This window comes from Mycolicibacterium iranicum (assembly GCF_002101705.1).
Classification (GTDB): Bacteria; Actinomycetota; Actinomycetes; order Mycobacteriales; family Mycobacteriaceae; genus Mycobacterium; species Mycobacterium iranicum.
The window spans coordinates 40921-67713 of record NZ_LQPC01000054.1 but is presented as its reverse complement, the minus strand read 5'-3'; the positions used below and the strand labels follow the sequence as shown (position 1 = coordinate 67713).

At 67.1% G+C, this 26793-nt stretch carries 24 protein-coding genes; 11 read left to right on the top strand and 13 right to left on the bottom strand.

Going from position 1 to position 26793, the window contains the following annotated elements:
- Positions 1-66 precede the first annotated feature (66 nt).
- The 3 genes from AWC12_RS26350 (at position 67) to AWC12_RS26340 (ending at position 3305) form a co-directional block, all read left to right on the top strand.
- Positions 67-783, top strand: coding sequence for a lasso peptide biosynthesis B2 protein (locus tag AWC12_RS26350; RefSeq protein WP_024447768.1), 717 nt, complete (start codon positions 67-69; stop codon positions 781-783).
- Positions 783-2561, top strand: coding sequence for an asparagine synthase-related protein (locus AWC12_RS26345; protein ID WP_024447769.1), 1779 nt, complete (start codon positions 783-785; stop codon positions 2559-2561). Before AWC12_RS26350 ends, AWC12_RS26345 begins: the two co-directional genes overlap by 1 nt.
- 276 nt (positions 2562-2837) lie before the next feature.
- Positions 2838-3305, top strand: coding sequence for a DUF6636 domain-containing protein (locus AWC12_RS26340; protein WP_081660072.1), 468 nt, complete (start codon positions 2838-2840; stop codon positions 3303-3305).
- Here AWC12_RS26340 and AWC12_RS26335 read toward each other — a convergent pair.
- Positions 3277-3981 (bottom strand): TetR/AcrR family transcriptional regulator, encoded by a 705-nt coding sequence (locus tag AWC12_RS26335; RefSeq protein WP_024447771.1) that lies wholly within the window; start codon positions 3979-3981, stop codon positions 3277-3279. The two genes, AWC12_RS26340 and AWC12_RS26335, sit on opposite strands and share 29 nt — an antisense overlap.
- Positions 3982-4195: 214 nt before the next feature.
- On the opposite strand from AWC12_RS26335, the gene AWC12_RS26330 reads away from it, so the two are divergent.
- Positions 4196-5554 carry an alpha/beta hydrolase family protein gene (locus AWC12_RS26330; protein ID WP_133057383.1) on the top strand — a complete coding sequence of 453 codons (1359 nt, stop codon included), beginning with the start codon at positions 4196-4198 and terminating at the stop codon, positions 5552-5554.
- Here AWC12_RS26330 and AWC12_RS26325 read toward each other — a convergent pair.
- The 4 genes from AWC12_RS26325 to AWC12_RS26310 all read right to left on the bottom strand — a co-directional run bounded on the left by AWC12_RS26325 (position 5525) and on the right by AWC12_RS26310 (position 10070).
- Positions 5525-7267, bottom strand: a complete 1743-nt coding sequence (locus tag AWC12_RS26325) for an ABC transporter ATP-binding protein (RefSeq protein ID WP_024447773.1) — start codon at positions 7265-7267, stop codon at positions 5525-5527. The two genes, AWC12_RS26330 and AWC12_RS26325, sit on opposite strands and share 30 nt — an antisense overlap.
- Positions 7268-7293: 26 nt before the next feature.
- The gene (locus AWC12_RS26320; RefSeq protein WP_024447774.1) at positions 7294-8808 is read right to left on the bottom strand and encodes an FAD-binding protein; all 1515 of its coding nucleotides are present in this window, start codon (positions 8806-8808) and stop codon (positions 7294-7296) included.
- Positions 8805-9299, bottom strand: a complete 495-nt coding sequence (locus AWC12_RS26315) for a VOC family protein (RefSeq protein WP_024447775.1) — start codon at positions 9297-9299, stop codon at positions 8805-8807. Before AWC12_RS26315 ends, AWC12_RS26320 begins: the two co-directional genes overlap by 4 nt.
- Before the next feature lie 90 nt (positions 9300-9389).
- Entirely contained in the window at positions 9390-10070 is a 681-nt protein-coding gene (locus AWC12_RS26310; RefSeq protein WP_024447776.1) for a TetR/AcrR family transcriptional regulator, read from the bottom strand.
- Positions 10071-10174: 104 nt separating this feature from the next.
- Between AWC12_RS26310 and AWC12_RS26305 the strand changes: the two genes are divergently transcribed.
- Entirely contained in the window at positions 10175-10615 is a 441-nt protein-coding gene (locus tag AWC12_RS26305) for a nitroreductase/quinone reductase family protein (RefSeq protein ID WP_024447777.1), read from the top strand.
- Here AWC12_RS26305 and AWC12_RS26300 read toward each other — a convergent pair.
- The 5 genes from AWC12_RS26300 to AWC12_RS26280 form a co-directional block, all read right to left on the bottom strand.
- Complete coding sequence (locus AWC12_RS26300; protein ID WP_024447778.1) at positions 10612-11289, bottom strand: Rv1815 family serine proteinase; 678 nt, start codon at positions 11287-11289, stop codon at positions 10612-10614. The genes AWC12_RS26305 and AWC12_RS26300 overlap by 4 nt on opposite strands.
- A 165-nt stretch (positions 11290-11454) precedes the next feature.
- A complete protein-coding gene (locus AWC12_RS26295; protein WP_024447779.1) occupies positions 11455-12861 on the bottom strand; it encodes an NAD(P)/FAD-dependent oxidoreductase in 1407 nt (468 codons plus the stop codon).
- A gap of 10 nt (positions 12862-12871) precedes the next feature.
- Positions 12872-13759 (bottom strand): sterol desaturase family protein, encoded by an 888-nt coding sequence (locus AWC12_RS26290; RefSeq protein WP_051226812.1) that lies wholly within the window; start codon positions 13757-13759, stop codon positions 12872-12874.
- A 61-nt stretch (positions 13760-13820) separates the two neighbouring features.
- Complete coding sequence (locus AWC12_RS26285) at positions 13821-15392, bottom strand: carboxylesterase/lipase family protein (RefSeq protein ID WP_085177969.1); 1572 nt, start codon at positions 15390-15392, stop codon at positions 13821-13823.
- A gap of 78 nt (positions 15393-15470) precedes the next feature.
- A complete protein-coding gene (locus AWC12_RS26280; RefSeq protein ID WP_085177968.1) occupies positions 15471-16658 on the bottom strand; it encodes an MFS transporter in 1188 nt (395 codons plus the stop codon).
- A gap of 67 nt (positions 16659-16725) precedes the next feature.
- Between AWC12_RS26280 and malQ the strand changes: the two genes are divergently transcribed.
- From malQ to AWC12_RS26265, 3 genes are read left to right on the top strand one after another with little or no spacing between them, the layout of a single operon-like run.
- Positions 16726-18870, top strand: coding sequence for a 4-alpha-glucanotransferase (gene malQ, locus AWC12_RS26275; RefSeq protein WP_085178049.1), 2145 nt, complete (start codon positions 16726-16728; stop codon positions 18868-18870).
- Positions 18871-18913: 43 nt separating this feature from the next.
- Positions 18914-20077 (top strand): L-talarate/galactarate dehydratase, encoded by a 1164-nt coding sequence (locus tag AWC12_RS26270; RefSeq protein WP_412093759.1) that lies wholly within the window; start codon positions 18914-18916, stop codon positions 20075-20077.
- A gap of 39 nt (positions 20078-20116) precedes the next feature.
- Complete coding sequence (locus tag AWC12_RS26265) at positions 20117-20800, top strand: FadR/GntR family transcriptional regulator (RefSeq protein WP_024447785.1); 684 nt, start codon at positions 20117-20119, stop codon at positions 20798-20800.
- Between the two features lie 3 nt (positions 20801-20803).
- Here AWC12_RS26265 and AWC12_RS26260 read toward each other — a convergent pair whose 3' ends face one another.
- The 3 genes from AWC12_RS26260 to AWC12_RS26250 are packed head-to-tail and all read right to left on the bottom strand — an operon-like array spanning position 20804 to position 23901.
- Positions 20804-22336, bottom strand: coding sequence for a tripartite tricarboxylate transporter permease (locus AWC12_RS26260; protein WP_085177967.1), 1533 nt, complete (start codon positions 22334-22336; stop codon positions 20804-20806).
- 14 nt (positions 22337-22350) lie between these two features.
- Positions 22351-22887, bottom strand: a complete 537-nt coding sequence (locus AWC12_RS26255) for a tripartite tricarboxylate transporter TctB family protein (RefSeq protein WP_234814166.1) — start codon at positions 22885-22887, stop codon at positions 22351-22353.
- Positions 22888-22890: 3 nt separating this feature from the next.
- Positions 22891-23901: a Bug family tripartite tricarboxylate transporter substrate binding protein gene (locus tag AWC12_RS26250; protein WP_085177966.1), complete on the bottom strand. Its 1011-nt coding sequence runs from the start codon at positions 23899-23901 to the stop codon at positions 22891-22893.
- Positions 23902-24170: 269 nt separating this feature from the next.
- Here AWC12_RS26250 and AWC12_RS26245 point away from each other — a divergent pair, with 269 nt between their 5' ends.
- The 3 genes from AWC12_RS26245 to AWC12_RS26235 all read left to right on the top strand — a co-directional run bounded on the left by AWC12_RS26245 (position 24171) and on the right by AWC12_RS26235 (position 26763).
- Positions 24171-24662 carry a hypothetical protein gene (locus AWC12_RS26245; RefSeq protein WP_024447789.1) on the top strand — a complete coding sequence of 164 codons (492 nt, stop codon included), beginning with the start codon at positions 24171-24173 and terminating at the stop codon, positions 24660-24662.
- Positions 24663-24754: 92 nt separating this feature from the next.
- Positions 24755-25657: a metal-dependent hydrolase gene (locus AWC12_RS26240; RefSeq protein ID WP_024447790.1), complete on the top strand. Its 903-nt coding sequence runs from the start codon at positions 24755-24757 to the stop codon at positions 25655-25657.
- Positions 25657-26763 (top strand): PDR/VanB family oxidoreductase, encoded by a 1107-nt coding sequence (locus AWC12_RS26235; RefSeq protein WP_024447791.1) that lies wholly within the window; start codon positions 25657-25659, stop codon positions 26761-26763. Before AWC12_RS26240 ends, AWC12_RS26235 begins: the two co-directional genes overlap by 1 nt.
- Positions 26764-26793: the final 30 nt, after the last annotated feature.

Sequence of the window (26793 nt, the reverse complement as noted above, 5' to 3'; positions counted from 1 at the left end):
GCGCGTTCACGCGTCGTCCGACATGGTCACGCCCGATGGATGCCGACGTTGCCCTAAGTTGGTCGCGTGGTGGGTTTCGGTTCGTCAGACATCGGCGCGGCGTCGACGCTGCCTCAACTGTTCCGCGGCGCGCACATTCGCTGCGTCGAGATCGCGGAACGATTGGTGTTGCTCGACGTGTTGGCCGGCACCTACGACGTGGTCGACGAGGTCGGCACACAGATGTGGCAGCAACTGCTGCGCGACCCCGCTGAGCGTGACATCGCCAAGATGGCGGCCGATTACGGAGTACCCGAGTCGGTGTTCGCCGCAGACCTGGCGGAGTTCGCTGCGGCGCAGCGGGCCGCGGGGCGCCTTGACGCCGCAGCGCCGGGCACCGGATCGCCGGCGGTCCCGATGCCGCGACGCCGCCCGTCGGTCTGGCGTGCGCTGCGTGAACGGGTCGGGGCCGAGCAGGACCTGAAGGCGAGTTTCGCGGACGCTTACGTCAAGTACACCGGCCCCCTGGCCGATTGCGGTCCACCTCGTCACGCGGTGGAGCGTGTGGTGCGGCAATTCCGGAAGGCCGATGGTCTCTATCCCGCTCGTGAGGCTCCGCTGGACTGCCTTCCGCGCTCGCTGGCGTTGACCAGGTTCCTGCGGATGGCGGGATGGCCGGTGCGGCACGTGATCGGGGTCGCCCTCGATCCCTTCGAGGCGCACGCATGGGTGGAGCTCGACGGCGTTCCGCTCGACGAGAGCCCCGGATCGCTGCTGCGCTACGCCACGATCGCAACCGCCTGATGACCCCGAAATCGTCGCCGCTGCAGGGCTTTCTGGTGGCCCTCTCTGATAACGCCGTTTGTCAAGGGTGGCCTGCGGCCGAGGTCGCGGACGGCGCTTCCGTGTGGTTCCACGGCTATCTCGCCGAACCGGCCCGCTTATGTGCGGAATTGGGTCTCGACCGTCGCGCCTCGGCGGGCCGAATCGTGTCGGCCGCCTGGCGTCGCTGGCGCACAGCGGTGACCGAGCGTGTGATCGGCGAGTACGCGGCGCTGAGGGTGGCCGACTCCGACGCCGTGCTCATGGGCGATCAGATGGGTCTGCGCCCGCTGTACATCGCAACTCGACCGTCCGGCATCGTGGTGTCGACCGACCTCGGCGCCCTTGCGCGCGAAACAGGCGCGTGGCGTGAACTCGACGAGGAGTATTTAGCCGATCTTCTGGCCGCAGGCATCCACCTTGGCACTCGGACGCCCTACCGCACCATCCGGCGCCTCGGCATGGGTGAATTCGCCGCGTGGCGCAGTGGCCGCCTGACAGTGACAGGGGGTTGGCGTCCGACGGTCGCACCTATCCCCGGCACCGCGCGCGAGCACGAAGAGCGTTTACGCACAACCGTCGAGGGTGCTGTCGCCGGAGCGATGCCCACCCACGGTGTCGCTGCGGTCGAGCTGTCGGGGGGATTGGACACCTCCACCGTGCTGGCCGTCGCCGCCCGTCAGGCGCCGGTGGAGGCGGTGAGCTTCGTCCACCCCGGCTCGCCGGGCAGCGACGAGTCGGCGTGGATTCAGGAGGCGCTTCAAGCGACGCCGGTTCGGTGGCATCCGATCGACGCCACCAAGCACGGGATCTTCGCTGCGGGACCGGATTTCGGCACCTTCCTCGCCGCTCCCTCACGCCGGATCCTCAACTGGGCGTCGACTGAGGCCGAGGACGACATCACGGCTCGACTCGGCGCATCGACGATCTTGACCGGAGAGGGCGGCGACGCGGTGTTCCTGGCGGGACTTCTGCCGTGGTATCTCGCCGACCTGCTGCGCACCGGCCGGTGGGCGCGTCTGCACAAGGAGATGAAGGCCTGGGATGCGCAGTCCGACGTGAGGCGGTCCGCGACATTCTGGTTGCGCCGCAGTGCGATCGACGGGCTGCGTCGCTGGCGGGAGGGGCGGACGCTGACGCTGCACCCGCCGAGACCCCTGTCTGCGATGGCGCCATGGCTTGCTCGGGCCTATGTCGACGCGTACCGCCTGCAGGACAGAACCGACCGCACGACATCCCTACGGGCATCGTCGGTACACGCGCAGGCCGCCGTGGAAAACGTGGTGAGGTGTGCCGAGTTCGCGCGAAGCCGTCAAATAATTCCCTCGCGAACTGCGGACACAAGGCATCCGCTGCTGGCTCCTGCTCTGGTGGAGCTGGCGATCCGTACGCCGTGGGAGGTGGGTGTGGACCCCCGCATCGACCGGGCTGTGCAGCGATATGCGTTCGCCGGGGTGGTCAGTGACAGCGTTCTGCGCCGGCGTTCGAAGACGATCGCGGATGAGGCCGTCGTGAACGGCTTTCGGCGCCATCCCCGCTGGCAGGAGTACCTACGCGACAACCCGCTGATTGTCCAACGCGGGTATGTCGAGGCGGACACGTGGAGTCGGGCGTTGCACTCCGTCGGGCGCAGTGGATCAGTGGCCCAGCTCTATTCGGCGGTCCAGATCGAGGTGTGGCTGCGCCACCTGAGCGCCGCGGGAAACCCGGTGCTGATCGGGTCTGCTGACGGGCCACCGCGGAACAGCCGGCATTATTAGCTGCAGAATTTCCTGCGAATGCGTGTAAAGTCGATTACCCTGTTGTCAATTCACGAACTCACTGGGGGATTTACAATGTCATCTATGCCTTACTCGTCGCCGCAGGTGTCTCACGTCGGCGATGCCCGCGAAGTCACACAGGGCAGCGGAACTATCTGTCGGACAGCAGTACCGGCTACGGCTACATGGGGTGGTATGCGCGGCACCTCGACACGCCTGACACGGTGGCTGCCCTGCCGCCTCGGGACTGATCTCCGAAATCGGATGTCAGAAAACATGTTTCGGGTCACATTCGGTGCACTCGCGGTGTCAGCGGGTGTGATCGCCGCCGGTGCACAGGGGCCGATCGCCGGGGCGTCGCCGCACGGGATCCCGACACAGACGCCGCCGAAGCTCGTCACCGAGTTGACCGGCTTCCAGTCGCCGAGCGGCAATGTGGGCTGCTACATCGACCCGACGACGGTGCGGTGCGACATCGCCGAACGCGACTGGCCGCTGCCGCCGCGGCCCGCCGACTGCTATTCCGAAATCGATTTCGGGCAGGGGCTCATCCTCTCCGACGGGCAGGCCCGGTTCGTCTGCGCCGGAGACACCGCGCTTGGCTACGGTGAGGCCCTAGCGTACGGCGACGCCATCGCCTCCGGAAGCATTCAGTGCGACAGCGCTGAATCCGGAATCACGTGTCGAGACAACGCAACTGGGCATGGCTTTGCGATCAGTCGGCAGGCTTACCAGATTTTCTAGTGCGCGGAGTGGCCAGAGCGATGACTCCGCCTTGGGCGAATCGGATAAGCGCGCAGTGGCGTGCGTCGATGTCGCGGGCGCGCATCCGGCCCGAGGTCAGGCTGTCGAGGCGCAGATTGTTGGAGTAGGTGTGCATGGTGGCTGCGACGAGGTGTAGGTAGGCGTCGTGGATGGCCGCCTCGTCCGCGTCGGGGAACAGGTCCCGCAGGGCGGTGATGAAGTCGGCGGCAATGGTGTTGTAGTCCTCCGCGATCAACCGCCTGATGCGGTGCCCGGAGTTGGCGAGTTGTGCAATGAAGCGAAAGTAGTTGTCCCACGCCGGATCACCAGCTCGTTGATGCATCGGTTCGGTGAACGCATCGATCAGCGCTCGCAGCCGCCGTGCTCGGCTCCCGCGAGCGGGTAGGCCGGCCAGGCGGATGCGACGGTCTTCATTGAGCGGCTGGATGCGGCGCAGCAGGACGGCGCGAAAGAGGCCTTCCTTGCCGCCGAATTGTTCACTGACCGAAGCGAGGCGGGTGCCGGCATGGTCGGTGATGTCACGCACGCCGACGCCGAAGTAGCCGCGATCGGCGAAAAGCTCCTCGGCACTATTGAGCAGCCGGTCCCGCAGATCTTCGCGGTTGGTTTCGCGTAGCGTGCGTGGGGCCTGTCCGGCTGATGCAGGGCTGGTCATGAGTCGACAGTGTGGCCCGAAAGTGGGAACGTCGTCGCATTGAACATGGCGGCGCGTACACGTCTGAGCCTCACCGAGAATCGATCCTCACGTCGGGCGGAACAGTCGTTCCACTGTATCGCGCGACGATGCTACTGTCGGAACAATCGTTCCGCCTTTGGTGAGGAGATTCGCAAACGCAGGCACCCGCACCACACTCGGAAAGGACGTCCTGATGGCAAAAGCCGCCCTGCTGCACAAGCTCGCCGTCTCGATGTGTGCGGCCACTCGCAGCACGGATCTGCTTGCCCGTTGGACCGGGGCGGCGCCGTTTCTGCCGGCCCTGTTCGTGCTGCGCTATGCGAACATGGGTGGGCTCGACACCGCCGTGTTCGCGCGGCAGGTCCGCGGGGCACGGTCCTTCCGCGACGACCGGTGGTGCAGTTACTGGAACCCCATCGCCAGCGGCTACGCCCGGCGAGCCACCGATCTGCTGAGCAGCCTGGCCGGAACCGACTCCGCCACCGTGCCCGACCTCACGAAGCCGAACGCTGCAACCGCTGCCGACAACATTGATGGGCTGACCGCGTGGATCGCTCCCGCCGCCGTTCTGTTCGCCGATCACGGCCCACAGCCGGACACGGGCGCGCTCGCCGCAATCGTCGAGGCGCACGCACCTGCCGATGATCGTGAACGAATCACGTTGGCGTTGAGTGCGATTGATGCGTGGGTGAAGGCGATCACGTATTACCAGGTCAGCGCATTTCCCGGCCACGGCCCTCACCGGATCCAGGCTTACTGGCGTTCGCGGCACCTCTTCGATGCACTGGCCGCGGCGTTGGTGCCTGCGCTGGGACTCACCGTCCAACGCGTCGAGGTCCCGCTCGCCGGCGGTGAAGCCGTCCGCGGCTATCTCATCGTGCCGCCCGGTTCGGGTCCTCATCCGGTGGTGTTGACCACCAACGGGCTTGAGGGCACCGTCCAGGAACTGGCGATTCCGCAACTGCGCTATCGCGATTCGGGCATGGCGATGTTCCTGATGGAGATGCCCGGAAGTTACGCCTACACCGATCCGATGAGCCCGAAATCCGAGGAGGTCGATCACCAGGTAGTCGGTCATCTCGCCGCCGATCAACGGCTCGACGCCAACCGGATCGCGATGGTGGGCGTCAGCTTTGGCGGATATTGGACTGCGCGCCTGGCCGCCACCAGTGACCGATTGGCCTGTGCGATCGCCTGCGGCGCGCCGACACACCGATCTTTCCATGGCAGCGCTTTGGGCACGCCTCAGGTCATCCTGCACGCCTTGGCCAAGACCGTCGGCGCCGCTCATCCAATCGACCTGGTGGGCAAGCTCAGAGCGTTGTCCATCCGGAATTTGTACCCGCAAATCACGATTCCGCTCCTGGTGATCAATGGTGACCACGACACCCTGATGAGCACCCAGGACAGCTGCGACCTGGCCCACGCCGCCACCAACGCCACCCTGCTGCTCTATCCCGACGACGATCACTGCGCAATGGGTCACTACCGCCAATGGCTGGACTACTCCCAGCGTTGGCTTCTAAAGCACCTCACGATGGCCAGGGCCTAGAGAAGACGCGTCATTGGGAGGGTTCCCTTTGGCCCGCTTTACGGCCATCCCGCGGTTCTCCACGACGAGGATCTGGTCGCAGTGGGCAAGCGTGGCACGGTGGTGCGCGACAATGATCAGGCTGCGGTGTTCGCGTTGACGTATCAACGTGTCGATCATCGCCGACAGGTTGTCACGGTCGAGGTGGGCGGTGGGCTCATCGAGAAGAATGAGTTCGGCCGGGGACAAGAGGGCCCGCGCGATCGCCACCCGTTGACGCTGCCCGCCCGACAGTGCGCGGCCCCGGTCGAGCACATTGGTGTCCAGACCGCTGGGCAGAGCGTCCACGAACCCGTCGAGATTGACTTTTCGAAGTGCGCCGTAGATGTCCTCGTCTGAGGCGTCGGGGCACGCCATTGCCAGATTGTCGCGCAGCGACCCGTGCAGCACTGGATTGTCCTGCTCTACCAACGCGATTCGACGCCGCAGTTCAGGCAGGGCCAGCTGCGGGTAGGGCCGACCGTCAAAGACGAGCCGACCTTCGTCGGGCTCGTAGAAGCGGCACAGCAACGCCAGCAGAGTGGACTTCCCGCTGCCCGACGGCCCTATCAGCGCTGTCACCTGGTTTCGATGCACCGTGAACGAAACGCCGTCGAGCACCCGGTGACTGCCGTGCGCGAAACCAAGTCCTTCTGCCTCGACCAGAGCGGGCACTGCGGTCGCCGCCGGAAGGTCGGTCAACGGGCCGGGGCTCGGTTCGAGGGTCTCGGTGGGCAGTGTGAGGATCTGCTGGATCCGTGCGTCGGCCGCCGCCGCGGTATGCATCGACGTCAACCCTTGGTAGACATCCTGGAGCGGCGCCAGCGAGTACAGCGACAACAGGAACAAGGTCACCAGCTCGCCGACCGATATCGCGCCGGCGGACACGCGGGTTGCTCCGACCACCAGGACCACGACGAGCGAGCCTGTCGCCGTCATCCGCATCACCGGCGCCGAGAGGGCCGCCAGGCCGGCCAGTCGCATTCCCCCGCGTCGGGCTTCGGCGGCGGCTGAACCGATCACCTCACTGTGACGTCGTTGCGCGCCAGACATTTTCACGGTGCGGATCGCGCCGAGCGTTCGCTCGAGTCGCGCTCCGTACTCGCCCACAGCCCGCTGGCGGGTTGCGGCGGCAGCACCGGCCTTGGCCAGCAGGAGGCTACCGCCGAGAAACGTGGTCACCACGACGGTCAACACCGCGGCGGCAAGCAGCGCATCGATGCGGATCATCAATGTGCCTGCCACCGCCAGCGTGCATGTTCCGATCACCACGCGACTGATCTTGCGCGGAAACTCTTGCATCTCGGTGGTGTCGGCGATGGCGCGGGCCACCAGGTCTCCCGCTCGCAGGCGGTCCAGCTCGCTCACGGGCAGGGCGATCAGGTGGGCTGCGTAGTCGCGTCGCCGGTCGAACACCACGGCCTCGCCCAGCCGATAGAACAGGTACGTGTCGGATGCCTCGGCGACGATGGCGACCGCGAACGTGACCGCAAGCAGGATGGCGGATCGCGACGAAACTGCACCCGCAGACGCTTCGTCGACCGCACGACCGGCGATCAGCGGTTGCGCCAATGCTGCAGCGCTGGCCAGCGCCGCAGCAGTCATCGCCACCGTCATGGCCCGCCAATGCCCGTGCAACAGGCGCCGCGCCACCCCGATGACGCCGACGTTGCGTTCCGGAGACGGCGGGGTCACCAAGGGATTATCGGCTAGTCACGGCTTCAGTGCCCGGTCTGCGCCCCGGCCCGTTCGCGCACGCGGCGTGCGGCGTGTTCTCCCGCCCGCCTGCCGAAGAAGGAACCCTCGCCGAGCTGGGTGCCGCTGGCGTAGCCCTTGCCGTCCTGGGCGATGTTGCACGCGCATGCCCCGGCCGCGTACAGGCCGGGCACCGGATTGCCGTCCTGCCGCAGCACCTCACCGTCGATCGACACGGTGAGCCCGCCCATCGTGAAGCCGGAGTACATCGCCCGGCCCAACGAGAGGTCGAACACTGCCCACGGACCGTTGTCCTGCGGTGCAACGTATTCCGGCTGCTTGTGGAAATCGGGATCCGAACCTTGAGCGGCGTTGGCGTTGTAGCGTTCCAGCGTCGCCGCGAAATTACCTGCCGGGATGCCGAGTTCGGTCTCGAGTTCCTCGATCGTCTCGAAACCGTCGAGGAACTTGATCAGCGGCATCTCCGGCATCTCGGTATGCGCCTCGTCGACGATCAGATAGGCCGTCTGCTCCGGTTGTTCGAGGACGAAGGCCGACGTGCGCGCATGGTAGGAGTCCTCTGCCACGAATCGCTTGCCGTCCTTGTTCACGATCAGGCCGGTGAGCAGGATCTCCGGCGGGTAGGCCGCGGCGGTGATGAACAACTGGTCCATGTTGGCGGCGACACCTCCTGCCGAGACTCCGAGGCCGATTCCCAATCCGTCGTCGTTCGGGTTGCCCAGGATGTAGGGGGCCACCGTGCCGTGATGCTTGGTCTTGCGTTCCTGCCCGAGTGCCGGGGTGTACTCGGCGACCATCTCGGAGTTCATGGCAAAGCCGCCGGCGGCGATGATCACCGACTTCGCCTTGACATCACCGGTTTCGGTGAAGTGTTTCCACCGCACACCCGCGACCGCTCCGTCGTCGTCGAGGACGAGCGCTGTGGCTCCCGTCTCGTAGCGGATCTGCACACCCAGGTCGGCGGCGCGCTTGACCAGCAGGTCGATCACCATGGCGGCGCCGCCGAGTTCACCGGGAACCGGCACGGAATGACCGCGCGGCGCCGGCTTGGCCTGATCGCAGAACGGCCAGACCTTCTCGTTGCCGGTATAGGACAGGCCCTCGGTGCCCGGCGGCACCACGACCTTGCCCGGGTAGTAACTGCGCTCGAATTCAAAGCCAAGCGCCTCAAGCCAATTGAAATGTTCGACGCTGCCCTCGCAATAGGCGCGGATCTTGTCGTGCTCGGGGTGTCGGGACTGGGTGACGAGGTACTTGTACATTTCCTCGGCCGAGTCTTCGTGGCCCGTGGCCTGCTGCACCGCGGTGCCGCCGCCAAGGTAGAAGTGGCCGCCCGCCATGGACGTCGTCCCGCCCGCGGCGGCGGCCTTTTCCAGCACGAGGACGCGCGCGCCCGCTGCGGCCGCGCTGACAGCGGCGCAACCGCCCGCGATGCCGAACCCGAGAACCACGACATCGGCCTCGTCCGACCACGAGGTGACGTCGGCGGCGCGCACGGTATCCGGGATGTTGATGGTCAATTCTGCTCCTCTTTGATGTGGCTGAAGAACGCGTGGATCTCCGGTGGTATGTAGGCGAATTCGACGAAGGGCACGCCTGACTGCTCGGCGCCGACGTAGGCGAACCGCATTCCGCCTGGCATGGCGCCGGCCATGACGACCGGAGTGCCCTGGCGTTCGGCAGCGGCGACGGCAGCCTCGAAGCTCTCGGGGTCGGGAGCCGCCATGCACACGTGGTGCAGCCCGGCGCCACACCGGTCGAGAAACTCGGTGTAGATGCTGGGCCCCTGCACCGGGGCGATCACCTCGAGCTGGGTGTCACCGGCGTAGCTCAGCGAGATGTCGGCGACGAAGTCAGCCGGCTTGCCGCGATAGGTGCACGCATCGGGGCCGAAGTGCACTCCGGGCATGCGGACCCACTTCTTGACCCCCAGCAGCGCCGTCAGCGTCGCCTCGGTGGCGGCGAGGTCGCCGGTCACCCAGGCAATCTGGACAGGTGTCTGGTCAAGCATCGAGTCGAGAATATCGCCCCGGGGCGACACAAGCTAGAACGTGTTCTAGTTCACCCCGGCCGGGAGGGCGGCGGGATCCTGCACCCGGGCTCATCGGCACAACATGTCCGTCAGGATTCTCACCTGGGCGTCGAGCACCGGTGCCGGATCTGCGAACGTGTCCGGCCCGTACTGGCCGAAGACCTCGAGGCTGATTGCGCCGACGAGGGCCGCCCACAGGGTCAGGCACCTGGCGAGCGCGCCGTCGCCGCCCGGGAAACCGAATTCGGCGCGCAGACCGTCAAAGTCGTTGGAGAGCTGTTGCGGCACTGCAATTTCCGAAGTGGTGACCTCGCCTGCGGCGATTCCTTCAGCAAAGACGCCGAACAGCGCGCCGACGACCCGGGTCCCCGGTTCTACGGTCCTGTCCCTCGGCGCGTGATATCCGGGGACGGGGCTGCCGTACAGCAGTGCCCAGCTCGCCGGGGACTGCACCGCCCATGATCGGGCCGCGTGCGCCATCGCAGCCAGCCTGTCGCGCCAGCTCCCCGAACGTGTGTCGCGGGCAGCTTCGACGGACTCGGCCAACTCGGTGTACGCGTCGACGAGGAGAAGAGTCAGCAGTTCGTCGCGGCTGCCGACGTACCGGTAGACCGCCGAGGACACCATTCCCAGATCGCGGGCGATGGCGCGCAGCGACAAGCCGGCAGCCCCTTCGGTGACGAGTTGCCTGCGGCCGAGATCGACGATCTCGCGTTCGATCCGCTCCCGTGAATCCTGCCGCTTGCCCACTGCTGCAGTGTGGCACAAAACGAGATCGGTGCTCTTGTATTTTTCGGCCAAGCCTGCCACTGTAAGAAAAGAGAGCAGTGCTCTCGATAGGGAAAGGGAGAGACATGGCAGAGCGCTACGACCACCCCGGACGGGGAGCGCGGATCTTCAACGAAGCGATCCGCAGGCTCGCCGAGGTCGGGATCAGCATTCAAGGAAGTACCGCGGTGCAGGTCCGCGGCCGCACGAGTGGTCGGCTCCGCGGAGTCGTGGTCAACGTGCTGACGGTCGAGGGACGCCGCTACCTCGTGTCGCCGCGCGGCAACACCCAGTGGGCGCGCAATGCGAGGTCCGCCGGCGAGGTCGAGGTGGGGCCACGTCGACGTTCCCGAACGCACGGCGTCGTCGAGGTGCCCGACAGCGCCAAGCCGGACCTTTTGAAGCCCTATCTCGACCGCTGGTATTGGCAGGTCAAGGGGCACATCGGCGGCCTGACGCCGCGGTCGACCCGCGAAGAGATGAACCGTGCGGCGCCGTCGATCCCGGTGTTCGAGCTCGTCGGCTAAGGGGCCACGGGCGGGATTTGGGCCGAGGCGGCGGAGATGGTGTCCGCCTGAGCCTGCTGGCTGGCGACCTGCCACGAGATCGCGGCGGGAAAGGTGCCCCAGGTGCTGTTGAACAGGCCGATCAAGACGGTCCGGCCGTCGGGAAGCGTGGTGTAGACCGGGCCGCCCGAATCACCCTTGCGGCTCACCACGCCGTTGGCCATCGTGAACCATCCGTTGTTGACCGACTCGATCGTGCCGCAGCTCTCCCCCGTGACGACGCCGAAGTGGCACACCGGCATTCCCTTTGCGGGCAGCACTGCCGGATCGGTCACCAGCACCTTGCCGCCGGGCAACACGTTGTTGACCATCACGCCGGGGTGCAGGTGGATGACCTCCCAGTCGGTGATCTGGTGATTGGTGTCGACCGTCATTCCGTCGGGCGTGTTGTCACGGAACGTGCCCTGTGTGCCGATCGGGGTTCCGAACCTGTCCGACACGGTGCCTGAGGCGCGGCAGTGCCCCGCGGTGTAGGCAATGCGCGTCTGCGGATCGACGTAGCCGAGCGTGCACAGCACGGTGTCCTGGTGAATCTCCATCCCGGGAAAGACGAGAACGCCGGGCTGCGCATGCGCGGCTGACGAGGCGAGCGCGACGGCCAACAGCGGGGCGAACAGCGCCACCAATAGCTGCATCAGCCGCCTCGGCGACCGTGCGGACGTGGATACAGACCTTGAAAAAGACACTGCCCCTCCGACCCGTGATGACCCGATTCACCAGTACCCGAAGGCAGGGCTGGTGTAACTGGGTCATCGCGGTTAGATAAAGCGGCGTTACACGCGAGTTGTCAAAAAGCGACCTCAGGAGTCGAATCCGAGACCCGCGGCGTCGAGGGTTCGCAACAGCAGATTGCGACGTCCGGCACTGTGGTCGGCACGGTCCAGCGACCACCGGGTGGCCTGGATGCCGACGCTGGCCAGCGGTTCCGGCGGGAAGGGCAACGGCTTCTTGCGGACCATTTCCAACTCGGTGCGTGGTGTCGGCGTGCCGCCCAGCAGATCCAGGCACACGTCGGCGGCGAACCGGGCGGCCCCGACGCCGAGTCCGGTGAAGCCGTTGACGTAGGCGACCCGGCTTTCGCGCGCCAGCCCCCAGTGGGCACAGAACCGGGTGTTGGTGTCGATGGCGCCCGCCCACCGGTGGGTGAACCGGACATCGTCGAGTTGCGGGAAGGTGATGAAGAAGTGAGCGGCCAGTCGGCGATAGCTCTGCTGCCGCTCTTCGTAGGACGATTTGACCTGCCTGCCGAAGTGGTAGACGGCGTCGTAGCCGCCCCAGACGATCCTGTTGTCCTGGCTCAGCCGGTAGTAGTGAAACTGGTTGGCGGAGTCGCCAATCCCCTGCCTGCCGCGCCATCCGATGCGGCTCATCTGCTCGTCGGTCAGTGGCTCGGTGGCCAGTACGTAGTCGTAGACGGGCACGGTGTAGAGCCGGTTGCGCCTCAGCAGGCTAGGAAACACGTTGGTGGCCAGCACGACCTGCCGGCACAGGATCGACGATCCGTCGGTGTACACGCGTACCGCAGCGCCGCCGGTCTCGATGCGCGACGCGGTGGTGTGCTCGTAGATTTCGACTCCGGCCTCGCGGCAGACTCGCGCGAGTTCCAGCGCCAGCTTCGCGGGGTTGACGATCGCGCAGGAATCGGCGCTCACCAGTCCCGCGAGGAAGGTCGGCGACTGCACCTGATCACGGACCTGTTCGAGATCGAGGAAATCGCCGTGGCCCTCGGCTGCGGCGTCTTGGAGCCACTGCACCTGGTGCGGTTCGGTGGCGACGCCGAGCATGCCGGTGCGCTCCCACTCGACGTCCATGCCGAGGTCGGCGATCTCGGCCTGCATCCCGTCGAGGTTCTCCAGGCCCATTGCCTCGAGGGTGTCGATCTCGTTGGGCCAGCGCGTCTTTCCGTTCTCGTAACCGTGAGTCAGGCTCGCGTCGACGAATCCGCCGTTGCGGCCGGAGGCGGCCCATCCGATGCGGTCGGCCTCGATGAGCACGACGCGGCGGTCGGGGTGACGCCGCGCCGCGTGCAAGGCGCTCCACAGACCGGTGTATCCCCCGCCGATGACGAGCAGGTCGCACGTGACGGGGCCGGCGGTCGAGGGGAATTCCGGACGGGGAACGTCCAGCCACATTGAGCCGAGCGTGGTCTCGGCGAGTGATCGGTCGATCAGCGCGGGGTCGACAGGGGCATCGAAGACGGTCTCCACTCGCGCCACATTACGACGTGGCATGGGCTTTCCTGGCCGGGCTGGGCGCATTCGCCGGTTCCCAACCGGGTGGGCCGAACATGTAGCCGAGCTTGGTGCGCAGTCCGCGCGCGGCACGCACATCACGACCGATGGCCGCATACTCGCGCGTCTGCAGTTTCCAGATGTTGAAGGTGTTCACGGGCTTGGTGAGGCCGTAGTGGGGACGGAACTGCTCGGCCTGGAAGCTGCCGAACAGCCGGTCCCAGATGATGAGGATCCCGCCATAGTTCTTGTCGAGATAGAGCTGGTCCATCCCATGGTGGACGCGGTGGTGCGACGGCGTGTTGAAGATGAATTCGAAAGGCCGCCAGAGCTTTCCGATGCGCTCGGTATGGATCCAGAACTGGTAGATCAGACTCAGCGAGAAGCTGAAGAACACCATCCAGGGCGGGACGCCCAGCAGCGGCAGCGGCAGCCACATCAGGATCTCGCCGCTGTTGTTCCACTTCTGGCGCAGCGCCGTGGCGAAGTTGAAGTACTGACTGGAGTGGTGGGCTTGATGGGTGGCCCAGATCAACCGGACCCGGTGCGCCGTGCGGTGATAGGCGTAGAACAGCACATCGACACCCACGATTGCGATGACCCACGTGTACCACTGCGAGGCCGACAGCTGCCACGGCGCCACATAGGCGAAGATCGCGGCATATCCCAACAGCGCCACGAACTTCCACGCGCCCATCGTGGCCACAGACACCAGTCCCATCGAGATGCTGGCCCACGAATCCCTGGCGTGATAGGCGCCGTTCGCGGGGGTCCCGTCCTCCGACACGAGATGCTCAAGCTTGCGGGCGGCGGTCCATTCGATGATGAGCAGCAGCAGGAAGAAAGGGATGGCGAACAGCACGGGGTCGCGCATCTGCGGCGGAAGGAAATCCAGGAACTCCACGGCGAGCACCTCCGAGGTGAGTGTACGGCGGTTACAGGAAGCTCAGGACGTCGTCGCCCCAGGCGCGGCGCACATGGGCGTCCAGGTCGTCGACCACCGTGTCGTGTTTGTCGATGACCAGCGTCGCGCGGTCGTCGTCGTCATAGGGCCGCCAGCGCGGTTCATCTGCGGGGCCGTCCGGTACGCCGTGCGTGGCGAAGTTCGCCCAGCGGGTCTGCATCCGCCGCGAGACCTCGGTGCCCGCCTTGCGGCCGCCGAGCGCGAACGTCGGATCCTTGCGGCCCGAGCCGAGGTTGCCCCACACGAACGGAAGTTCGGTGGCGTGGGCGGCGTGCAGCCTCGCGAGTCGCAAGAGCGGCGTCGCGAAGTCGAACCGGTAGAGGTACACGGGCGCTACCTTGCGGTGGCCGTCGGCGAACCAGATCGAGGGCATGCGGAAACCCAGATCGCTGGTCAGGCCGAGGCCTTTGGCCTTTCCGCGGCCGCGATAGGTGCCTTTCAGAACATCTTCGGTGGGCAGCGGCAGTCCCGGCTGCTCGGCGGCGATCTCGTTGAACATGGCCTTGATGGAGTCGGGCGCGATCGGCATCAGCGGCGACTTCATGTACCGGAACAGCGCGGCCTCGTTCTTGTTGGTGCCGATGATCAGCGGGACGGCGTGGGTTTTGCCGTCTCTGGCCAGGTTCACCGGGTAGTCCGGAAGCAGGTCGCCGTCGACGGTCGGGGTGAAGGCGAGAGTGCCGGGCTTGCGCACCGGAACCTCGTTGAACACCGTCCGCGACGCCTCGATCAGAGTCTTCAGCGGCGCGTCGGCCAGCGCCGGGAGGTCGTGCCTTCCGGCGCCGAGCACCTCGAGGAACCTTTCGGCGACCCTGCCGGCGCGGCTGAGTTCGTAGGTCGATGTCGCGGGGGAACTTTTGGCGATCGCCGCACTGAACAGCCCCGCCGCGGCCGGGCTACCGAGCAGCGACGTGACGATGCCCCCGCCCGCCGATTCACCGAACAGCGTGACCCTGCGCGGGTCGCCGCCGAAGGCAGCGATGTTGTCGCGCACCCACTGCAACGCGGCGAGGACGTCACGAAGACCGACGTTGGTCGCGAACCGTCGGGTGTCGTCACCGACCGTGGACAGCTCCAGGAAGCCGAGTGCGCCGAGCCGGTAGTTCACGGTGACGACGATGACGTCGCCCCCGGTGGCCAGCGCACGGCCGTGATACAGCGGCTGGCTCGCCGACCCGAGCACGTAGGCGCCGCCGTGCACCCAGACCATTACCGGCTTGTCGTCCCCGGGCTGCGCGCCCGAGGGCGCCCATACGTTCAGGACGAGAAAATCCTCGCCCTGTGGCGCGCCGAGGTCGAGGGGAATCTTGGGGTCGGTGGGCTGAGGGCACACCGGCCCGACCCGTGCCGCGTCCGCCGGCTCGGTCCAGGCGGCCGGCGGCTCGGGGGCGCGCCAGCGCAGTTCCCCGACGGGGGCCGCGGCGTAACGAATACCCTTCCAGGATTTGACGATTCCGTCGTCGACGCCCCTCACCGGCCCGTTCGTGGTGTCCACGACGGGGCGGTCGTTCTTCGAACTTCGGGCGGTCGCCTCCGCGGTCATGCCGAGCTCCTTCGACTAATCGGTACGCCAGTGTACCAGCGGCGTGCTGCACCGACATTCTCCCTGCTTGGAAGCTGTTCAGTGCCGCCGCGCGCTGAGCGCCCCGGCGAGCAGTATCACCGCGACGCCGGCCACCGGAACGGTGAGCAGTCCGATGCGTAGGCTGCTGGCGTCGGCGACCACGCCGACGATGAGCGGCGCGCCGAGGAAGCCGAGACGCATCAGCCACGTCAGCAGGGTCAGCCCGGTGCCGGCCCGCAGCCCGGGCAACTCGTCGGCGGCACGCATCGCAGCGGGCACCACTGTGGCGACCCCGAGGCCGGCGGCGGCAAACCCGGCGATGGTTCCCGGCACCGTCGGGAAGGCCAGCGCGACGCCCATTCCGACCGCGGCGAGGGCGCCGCCGGCGCGGGCCACCGCCCGGTCGCCGAACCGGTCGACGAGCCGGTCCCCGATCATCCTGCCGACGAACATGAACCCGACGAGGGCGACGTAGCCGAGCGCCGCGACGGGCCCGGGGGCACCCAGGCTGTCTCGCAGATAAAGGGTGGCCCACGACGAGCCGGCGTCTTCGACCGTCGCACCCGCCACGGCAATTCCGACCAGGGCCGCCAGCGTGAGGTAGATCAACCCGCCCGCCTTCGCGCCGCCGTCGTTCTGCGTCGCGGGGTGGCCGTCGTGGTCGGGGCCGCGCAGCAGATGTGGGTAGGCGCCGACGACGACGCCGCAGAACAGCACCGCCGCGAACCCGAGGTGGATTCCTCGCGGAATGTGGAGCGCGATGGCGGCCGCGCCCATCAGCCCGCCCAGGATCGCCCCCACCGCCCAGATCGCGTGCAGCGAATTGATGATCGACCGACCGTAGTCGCGTTGCAGGCGAAGGCCGTTGACGTTCTGGGCGACATCGGTGATCGCGTCGCACGCGCCTGCGAACAGCAGGGCGGCCGCAAAGGCCAGGGGTGTCGCGGCCACCCCGGCGACGACGATCAGCGTCGCCAACGCCACCGTCGTGGCGACGGCGACACGCGCGGACTGGAAACGCCGCACGAGCGCACCCGCGGTCAGGCCCGCCAGCAACGCCCCTACGGAGAACGACGCGACCGCCGCACCGTAGGCAGCGTTCGACATGTCGAGGTCGGCTTTGATCTCGGGGAGACGCGGCAGCAAGTTGGCAAAGAGTGCACCGTTGGTGAGGAACAGCGCGGCGGCGGCGATCCTGGCTCGCCCGTGACGACCCTCGCCGCCGGTCGGCGGTTCAGACGCCATGATGGTCGACCCTACCTTCGACGTCTTCGACATTTGCGAACGGGTTTTACAGGGCAAGATTGGCGCCATGTCCGATGACACCGCGCTGCCCGAATCGCTCATCGAACTGGCACAGCGCTTCGGGGTGGCGACCGAATACACCGATTGGACCCACCGGGCAGTTGCGGTGTCCGCCCCGACCCTGATTGCGGTACTGGATGCGCTGGGCGTCGCGGCCGCCACCGAAGCCGACCGCGCCGATGCCCTGGCCGCACACGATCGCGATCACTGGGCCCGCCCTTTGCCGCCGACCATCGTCGGGCGCTCGGGCGCCACCACGCCGTTCTGGGTTCACGTCACCCACGGCGACCCGGCCAGGCTGTGGCTACGGCTCGAAGACGGCAGCGTGCGCACCGGCATTCGGCAACTCGAAAACAACAGACCGCCTTATGATCTCGACGGCAGGCTGGTCGGCGAGGCCACCTTCGAGCTACCCGCGGACCTGCCGATCGGCTATCACCGGCTGCATCTTCAGGTCGGCCCCTCCGACATCAGCACCACGGTGATCGTGTCTCCGTCCACGCTGCTGCGATCCGTTCGGCTGGCGACCGGGCGGACATGGGGGCTGGCCACCCAGCTCTACAGCGTCCGCTCCCGAAAGTCATGGGGCATAGGAGATTTGACCGACCTCACGGACCTCGCCGTGTGGTCGGCGGCCCGGTACGGCGCGGGCTTCGTGCTCGCCAACCCGCTGCACGCGGCAGCACCCGTCGCTCCGATGGAACCGTCGCCGTACCTGCCGACGTCGCGGCGCTTCGTCAATCCGCTGTACCTGCGGGTCGAGGCGGTGCCCGAGTTCGCCTACATCCGGCACCGCGGCCGCATCCGCAAGGCCCAGGCGCAGGTGCAGGCCCGCGCCAACCGGTCGACGCAGATCGACCGCGACGCCGCGTGGAAGGCCAAGCGTGCCGCACTGGAGGCGCTGTACCTGGTCGAACTGTCGGACGGCCGCCAGATCGCCTACCAGGCATTCCAACAGCGGCAGGGGCGCAGCCTCGACGACTTCGCGACCTGGTGCGCGCTGGCCGAGCATTACGGGGCGGACTGGCACCAGTGGCCGGAGGCGCTGCAGCACCCACGCAACGACGCGGTGACCGAGTTCGCCGAACAGCACGCCGCTGAAGTGGACTTTCATCGATGGCTGCAGTGGCTGGTCGACGAACAGCTGTCGGCCGCCCAGGACGCCGCCGTGCAGGCGGGCATGGAGCTGGGCATCATGCACGATCTCGCCGTGGGCGTCGATCCGAACGGCGCCGACGCCTGGGCGCTTCAGGACGTGCTGGCACTGGGCGTCACCGCGGGAGCTCCGCCGGACGAGTTCAATCAGCTGGGTCAGGACTGGTCGCAGCCGCCGTGGCGCCCCGACCGGCTGGCCGACGCGGCGTACGAACCGTTCCGAGCTCTCGTCAGCGCCGTGCTGCGGCATGCAGGCGGCGTCCGGATCGACCACATCATCGGACTCTTCCGGCTGTGGTGGATTCCGAAGGGGTCGCTACCCACGGTCGGCACATATGTGCGCTACGACCACGAGGCAATGATCGGCATCGTCGCCCTCGAGGCGCACCGGGCGGGCGCTGTCGTCGTCGGCGAGGATCTCGGCACCGTGGAGCCGTGGGTGCGCGACTATCTGCGCGACCGCGGGCTGTACGGCACTTCGATCCTCTGGTTCGAGATGACCGACGAAGGCCGCGAGCCGCTGCCTGCGGACCGGTGGCGGGAGTACTGCCTATCGGCGGTCACCACACACGACCTCCCGCCGACCGCGGGGTATCTGGCCGGCGAGCACGTGCGGCTGCGTGACGAACTCGGCCTGCTCACCCGCACCGCCGACGAAGAGCTGGCCGGCGACCGCGCCCATCAGGACGCCTGGCTCGCCGAGCTGCGGCGCGTCGGGCTGCTCGCCGACGGTGACGAGGACACCGACCACGTCGTGCTCGCCTTGCACCGCTACCTCGGGCGTACGCCGTCGCGGCTGTTGTCCCTGTCTGTTGCCGACGCAGTCGGTGAGGTGCGCACCCAGAACCAGCCGGGCACGACCGACGAATATCCCAACTGGCGGGTGCCGCTGGGCGGCCCCACGGGTAAGCAGATTCTGCTCGAGGACATCTTCGCCGACCCGAGGGCGGCGGCGTTGTGCGAGGCGATGCGATCCGCGGTCACGCCGCGCAGCTGACCCATCGGAAGGTCCCTTCCTCGTCGCCACATGTACTTGTATGATGAGTTGCGATACTTGTCATACAACTGAGTCGAGGTCTCTCGTGTCCGATCGCATCCGCCACCTGAAGCTGTCCCACGTCGTCCTGCCGCTGGAGACTCCGGTCAGCGACGCCAAAGTGCTGACCGGACGCCAGAAACCCCTGACCGAGACCGTCTTGCTCTTCGTCGAGGTCCTCACCGAAGACGGCCACACCGGAACCGGTTTCAGCTACTCGAAGCGCGCCGGCGGGCAGGCGCAGTACACGCACCTCAAGGAGGTCGCCGAGGTCGCGATCGGCCAAGACCCGTCCGATATCGACCGCATCTACCAGTCGCTGCTGTGGGCGGGCGCATCGGTTGGCCGGTCCGGAACAGCCACTCAGGCCATCGCCGCCCTCGACGTGGCGCTCTATGACCTCAAGGCCCGCCGCGCCGGCCTGCCGCTGGCCAAGCTGCTTGGCGCACACCGCGATTCGTGCCGCGTGTACAACACCTCCGGCGGATTCCTGCAGGCCTCGGTCGAGGAGATCAAGGAGAAGGCCGGCGCTTCGCTGTCCGCTGGCATCGGCGGCATCAAAATCAAGGTGGGACAACCGGATTGGCAGACCGACCTGGCGCGGGTCGCGGCGATGCGCGAGCACCTCGGCGACGCCCCGCTGATGGTCGACGCCAACCAGCAGTGGGACCGCGCCCGCGCCCGCCGCATGTGCCGCGAGCTCGAACAGTTCGACCTGATCTGGATCGAGGAGCCCCTCGACGCGTGGGACGCGGTCGGGCACGCCGATCTCAGCCGCACCTTCGACACCCCCATCGCCACCGGCGAGATGCTGACGTCGGTGGGTGAGCACATGGCCCTCATCGACGCGGGCTACCGGGGCATCGTGCAGCCCGACGCCCCGCGCATCGGCGGCATCACACCATTCCTGCGGTTCGCCACACTCGCCTCGCACGCCGGTCTCGCGCTCGCGCCGCACTACGCCATGGAAATCCACCTGCACCTGGCCGCGACCTACCCGACCGAGCCGTGGGTGGAGCACTTCGAATGGCTCAACCCACTGTTCGACGAGCGCATCGACATCCACGACGGCCGGATGTGGCTGCCGGAGCGGCCGGGTCTCGGATTCACGCTCAGCGAACGGATGAGGGCTCTCACCGTGGAGTCGGCGGAGTTCGGCACGCCATGATGTGGTGGTGATGAGCGCTTGCGCGAAGGACAGACGGTCATGACGACCACCATGGCGGCGCGAGTCGTCGAAGGCCTGAAGGACAAGATCTTCGCCGGTGATCTCCCTGCAGGCGAGAAATTGCCGTCGGAGGCGGAGCTGATCGAGGAGTTCGGTGTGTCGCGCACCGTGGTGCGCGAGGCAGTGACCCGGTTGCGGGCCGAGGGCCTGGTGGAGACGTTCCAGGGGCGCGGTTCCTATGTACTCGCCCTCCCCCGCTCGACGGCCTTCACGATCGGACCCGTCGAGATCCGCACCCAGCGCGACGTCCTCGACGTCGTCGATCTGCGCCTCGGCATCGAAAGCGAGGCCGCGGCATTGGCTGCGGCGCGGGCCGACGCATCGGAACGCGACTCGGTGCGCGCAGCGCTCGCGGCATTCGAGGACGCGCCACCCGAAGACGCTGTGGAGGCCGACTTCCGCTTCCACCGCGCTGTCGCCGAGGCCTCCGGCAATCGGTTCTTCCTCGATCTGCTGGACTCTCTAGGGCCGATGACGATCATGCTCGCCCGCACCCGCCTCGGCGAAGAGCATTCGATTGTGCACGCCGACCACGCCGAGCGGGTGCGACGCGAGCATGCCGACATCGCCGCCGCTGTCGTGGCGGGTGACGTGGACACCGCCCGGGCGGCGATGCGGGTGCACCTGGGCAACACCCGTCGCCGCCTCGACTCCGGCCGCTGACCCTCAAACTTCGAGTTTGTCGTTCTCCGAGGCGGTTTCGTCGCGCTGCGACGATTGCCTGCGACCCTTGAGCAGGTGTCGGGCCAGTGGCAGCACGGCGAGCACGACGAACACGGCCAACAGCACACCGGAGATGGGCCGGGTGACGAACCCGGTCGGGTCGCCGCCGAAGATCAGAAGTGACCGCCTGGTGCTCGACTCGATGATCGAGCCGAGCACAAATGCCAGCACCATCGGCCCGGGGTCGAACCCGGCCTTCTTCATCAGATATCCGACGATGCCGAAAGCCACCATGAGAAAGATGTCGAACGTCGAGTTGTTGATCGTGTAGACGCCGAGCAGCGTGATGAGAGCCGTGATCGGCGCAAGGATCGCAGGCCGCACCCGCAGGATGCGGACGAAGATCCCGACCAGCGGCACCGACAGGATCAGCAACAGGATGTTGCCGATGTACATCGAGTTGATGACGCCCCAGAAGACGTCGGGATGCTCGTCGACGAGTTGCGGGCCCGGGGACACCCCGAGGATCAGCAGCGCCCCGAACAGCATCGCCATGGTCGCGTTGGCGGGCAGGCCGATGGTGAGCAGCGGGATGAACGACGAGGTGGCCGCCGCGTTGTTGGCCGTCTCGGGAGCCGCGACGCCCTCGACCGCACCGCGGCCGAAGCGTTCCGGGGTCTTGCTGCGGCGCTTCTCGGTCGCGTACGCCACGATCGACGACAGCACCGCACCGCCGCCCGGAAGCACCCCCAGCACGAAGCCGATGATCGACCCGCGCCCGATGGCTCCCGAGGACTGCCGCAGATCCTTGCGCGACGGCCACGCGTTTCCGACCTTTGCAGGCGGTGCGACCTTGCGGTGGCGCTGTTCGAGGTTGTAGAGGATTTCGCCGACGCCGAACAGCCCCATCGCGACGACGACGAAGTCGATTCCATCCGCGAGCTGCAGGCTGTCGAAGGTGAAACGCGAAGCGCCGGTGAAGCTGTCGCGTCCGACGGTGGCGAGTAGCAGGCCTATCGCTCCGGCGATCAAGGCCTTGAGTTTGTTGCCGCTGCCGATGGTCGCGACGAGGAGCACGCCGAGCAGTGCCAGCGCCGCGTACTCGGGCGGGCCGAAATCGAGTGCGACGCTGGCCACCACCGGCGCCAACAAGGTCAGCCCGATGATCGAGATCGTGGCTCCCACAAAGGAACCGATGGCCGCGATGCCGAGCGCGGTGCCGGCTCTGCCCTGTTTGGCCAGCGCGAAACCGTCGAAGACGGTCACCACCGACGACGCCTCGCCGGGTAGCCGCAACAGCACCGACGTGATGGTGCCGCCGTACTGGGCGCCGTAGTAGATGCCTGCCAGCATGATGATCGCCGACACCGGATCGATGGTGTAGGTGATCGGGAGCAGGATCGCGATGGTGGCCGCGGGCCCGAGGCCGGGCAGCACGCCGATGACCATGCCGATCAGCACGCCAACCAGGCAGTAGAGCAGGTTCTTCGGTTCAATGACCAGAGCGAACCCGTCCAGGAATGCGGTGAAATCCATTTCGTGCGTCGCCTCTACAGAGATATCAAGTGCGGCAACGGAATCCGCAGGCCGTAAAGAAAAAGAAAATAAAAGGCGGCGACCGTCACCACGCTGATCACCACGGTGTTGCGCCAGCTCTCCCCGCCGAGGAACCTCAGCCAAATCACGCACAGCGCGAGCGCGGGGATCTCGAAGCCGGTGAGCGGCAACAGAACACCGAATACGACGAACGTGACCATGCCGGCGACGGCGAGCAGACTACTGCGGGTGAAGGCTTCGCTGTCGGTCAACCCGCGACCTGTCACCAACAGCACCGCCGACAGCACGGCCACGATGACACTGACGGCGAACGGCCACAGCCCGGGGCCGGGTTCGCTCAGCGACCCGAGGCCGTAGCGGAACGCAAGCACTCCGCCGCCGAGGCCGATCGCGAGCCCCACCAACGCGCCGACCGTCTGATAGACGGGCTCGCCGGGGGTGGGCCGCTCCTCCTCCAGCTCGTGAGCGACTTCGGCCTCGATCTCGGCAAGGAGGTCGCGGGTGTGGGGGTGCGGCGCGGGTTCGGTCACGGCTCAGGCCTCGTTGCGCAGGTTGATGCCGTATTGCTGGACCAGGTCGGCGTAGCGCTGCCGGTCCTCTTCGAGCGCCGCGACGACCTCGTCGCCGGGGATCTCCATCGGGGTGAGGCTGTTCTGCTCGTTGAAGGCTTTGTACTCCTCGGTGGCGAAGGTGGCTTTCATCCCTTCCACGAGCCGGTCGCGCACCTCCTGCGGGGTGCCCTTGGGCACGGTCATGAAGCGGTACTGCGTGACCTCGACGTCGAGACCCTGTTCCTTGGCCGTCGGCACATCCGGCAGGTAGGCGATGCGGTCGGGCCCGAATACCGCCAGTGCGGTGAGCTTGCCGGACTGGATGTTCTCAATGGCCTCACCGACCTGGATGCTCGCGACGTCGACCTGATTTCCGAGAACTGCGGCCAGCGCCGGTGCGCCGCCGTCGAACGGGACGGCCTGGGCGTTGACATTGCTGGTCTTGAACAGCAGTGCGGCCGAGAGCTGGGCGCCGGTCCCGACCCCGGTGGTCCCGTATCGGACCACGCGGGTGGCGCGCTTGATGTCCTCCAGCGTGCGGTATCCGCTGGCCGGATTGGTGACAAGGACGTAGTCGTCGCGGGATACGCCCTGCACGACGTCGAAGCTGTCGAGGTTGGTGACCTCGTTCTCGGCGACGGCCAGTGGGGTGATCGTGAACAGCGACGCATTCTGGATCGCGATCTTGGAGCCGTCCGGTGTGGCATTGGCGACTTCGGCTGCGGCGAGTGCGCCGTTGGCTCCTTCGCGGTTGATGACCGGGAAGGAGGCGCCGAGATTGTCGGACAGTCCTTTCGAAACCGCGCGGCTGATCAGGTCGCTGGATCCACCCGCCGATGCGCCGACGTACATCTCGACCGTCCCCGACGGGTAGTCGCCGCCCGACTCGCCGCCGGTGGAGCTCTGCACTCCGCTGCAACCGGTCACCGCCAGGCCGACGGCTGCCAGCACGGCGAAGCCGCCTTTGAGAGAGGTGGGCAGGGCCAGGTTCATGGGGTCACTCCTTGTTCCGTGTGGTCCACATCCGCGGCACGCACAGGTGTGGTGGGCGTCACGTCATAAGCTAGGCAGATCGGTCGATACCTGTCCAAGCCGTTTTCGGCATAGGTTGATACCTTCTCGGCATCAGAGTCAGGTCAACATGTGGGCACCCTGACAGCGCGAACGCGGCTGGCGTGTAACACCGACGCCCGCTGCAGCGGTTTCACATTCGTCACTGCTGCGATATGTTCGCACCGCATACCGAACCCGAGGGAGTTGTCGTGAACAAGTTCGTTGCGCTCAGCGGCGGATTGCTCGCCGCCGGAACAGCCGCGCTGGTCGGCACCGGTGTGGCGATGTCGCAACCACAGCCGGGTGCAGCGGCTCATCCCTCCAACGTCATCGGCGAGCAATACGGGCGCGCGCTGGCGATCCTGAAAAGCCAGGGCGTCAAGGCCTACTTCGGCGGATCCACCGGCAGTGTGCTGCCCCAGTCGTCCTGCCTGGTCGGTTCGCAGAAAGTCACCAGCGGCGGCCGCATGCTGCTCATGCTCGACTGCACGCAGGCCGCAGCAGACCAGATCAAAGCCATGGGTCCGACCGGTGGACCGACCGTCGGAGCCAATGGCGTCACCACCGTCACCCCGACTCCGCTGGTCCCGATCGCGGGCGCTCCCGGCGCCGGGATGGCGCCGCCCGCTCCCGGCATCGTGCAGAACGTCCCGCAGGGTGGCGGCGCGCCGATCATCGCCAACACGTCGCCGCAGCCCTGAGGTCCGCAGTCATCTAACCGGTACCCGCGTTCCCACTAACGGGGCTGCTTCGTCGTAAACTCTGCTGAGTTCACCGACGAACAGGAGCCGCAATGTTGCGACCGCGCCGTTTCGCCGCGGAGATCGATCCCGGTCCCGTCCAGATCCAGGCCCGCAAGGTGCACTTCGACGTCGCCGATGTGCCGCTGCACTGGATCCCCGGCCATCCGGTGGCCTCGCACGTCGTCAGCGTGCTCAACATCGTGCTGCCCGCAGGTGAGCGCTGGTTCGTAGAGACGTTCAACGAGGCACTTCCGATGGTCAAAGACCCCAAGCTGGCAGACGACATCCGGGGGTTCATCGGCCAGGAAGCCACCCACGCCGACGTGCACGATCAGGTCCTGCACGAGTTCATGGTCCATCACGGCGTGGACCCGACGCCGATCCTCGACCAGATCGAACATCTGTTCAGCGGGGTACTCGCTCCGCTGGACGGTGCCGTCGACGAAGCCCGCCGGATGAATCACCTGTGCGACCGGCTCTGGCTGATCGCCGCGATCGAGCATTACACCGCTGTCATGGGCGATTTCGCGCTGAATTGCTCCTGGGACGACCACGGCGCCGACCCGACGCTGGTGGACATGTTCCGTTGGCACGGCAGCGAAGAGGTCGAACACCGCAGCGTCGCCCACGACGTCGCCGTCTACTTTCACGACAGCTACTTCGCGAGGATCCGCGCGATGGCGATGTCGGCGACGATGCTGTTCGTCTTCTTCCAGCGGGCGGCCTGGTATCTGGTGAAGCACGACCCCACGGTGGATGCCACCTGGTGGACATTCAACAAGATGCGCATGCGTGACTCCAAACTGGGCCTACTCCCCTTGTACCGCAACCTTTTCGGCTCCAGCACGCTCGGCTATTTCCGTCCCGGCTATTCGCCGGAGCAGCTGGGTTCCACCGCCCAGGCGGTGGCCTATCTGGCCACCTCACCGGCGGCGCGCGCCGCACACCTGTGATGAGACTCTTCGAGCGCCACCGCCGGGTCCCGCCGAGCGCGTCGGGAAGGATGCGGCACGACCCGACGCTGAGCCTGGCCGATTCGGCGATCTCGGGGCTCTTCGCCCTGTCGGCGGCGGTGCGGCGCATCCGGCCGCCCGAGACTGCACCGGACACCTTCGGCCTGACGGTCGCCGCGCGGCGCACCGTGGCACGAGACCAGGACGTCGTCGAGCTGACGCTCACCTCCGGCGACGGAACCCCTCTGCCGCCGTGGTATCCCGGCGCCCACCTCGACGTGCACCTGCCCAGCGGCGCGGTGCGCCAGTACTCGCTGTGCGGTGACCCCGCTGCCGCATCTGAATACCGGATCGCGGTACGGCGCATCCCCGACGGCGGCGGCGGATCGGTGGAGGTGCACGACGCCCTGCCGGTGGGGTCGACCGTGCACACGCACGGTCCGCGCAACGCGTTCCCCCTCACCGTGCCCGGCTACGGGTCCCCCGCCCGCCGATTCCGTTTCATCGCAGGCGGTATCGGCATCACGCCGATCCTGCCGATGCTCGCTGCGGCCCGCCGCCTGGCCATCGACTGGTCGATGGTCTACACCGGCCGTTCCCTCGACAGCCTGCCGTTCGTCGACGAGGTCGTGGGCTACGGCGCGGCCGTCGAGGTCCGCACCGACGACCGCAGCGGGTTGCCGTCGGCCGTCGAACTGCTCGGCGACTGCCCCTCGGGTACCGCGGTGTATGCGTGCGGGCCCGCCCCGATGCTCACCGCCATCAGGTCCGCCCTGGTCGGACGCGACGACGTCGAACTCCATTTCGAACGCTTTGCGGCGCCCCCGGTTGTCGACGGCAGACCGTTCCGGGTCACGGCGGCCTCCAGCGGCGAAACGGTCGAGGTGCTCGCCGAGGAGACTCTGCTCGCTGCGCTTCGCCGGGCCGGCGTCACCGCGCCGTACTCCTGCCAGCAAGGCTTCTGCGGGACCTGCCGGATCCGGGTGCTCGCGGGGTCCGTCGATCACCGCGACACATTGCTGACCGATCCGGAGCGGGCTGCCGGGATGATGCTGACCTGCGTGTCCCGCGCCGCAGAAGGTTCGGGCCTGACGTTGGATCTCTGAGACCCTGGCGCCCCGTCTGTAGTATTCGGC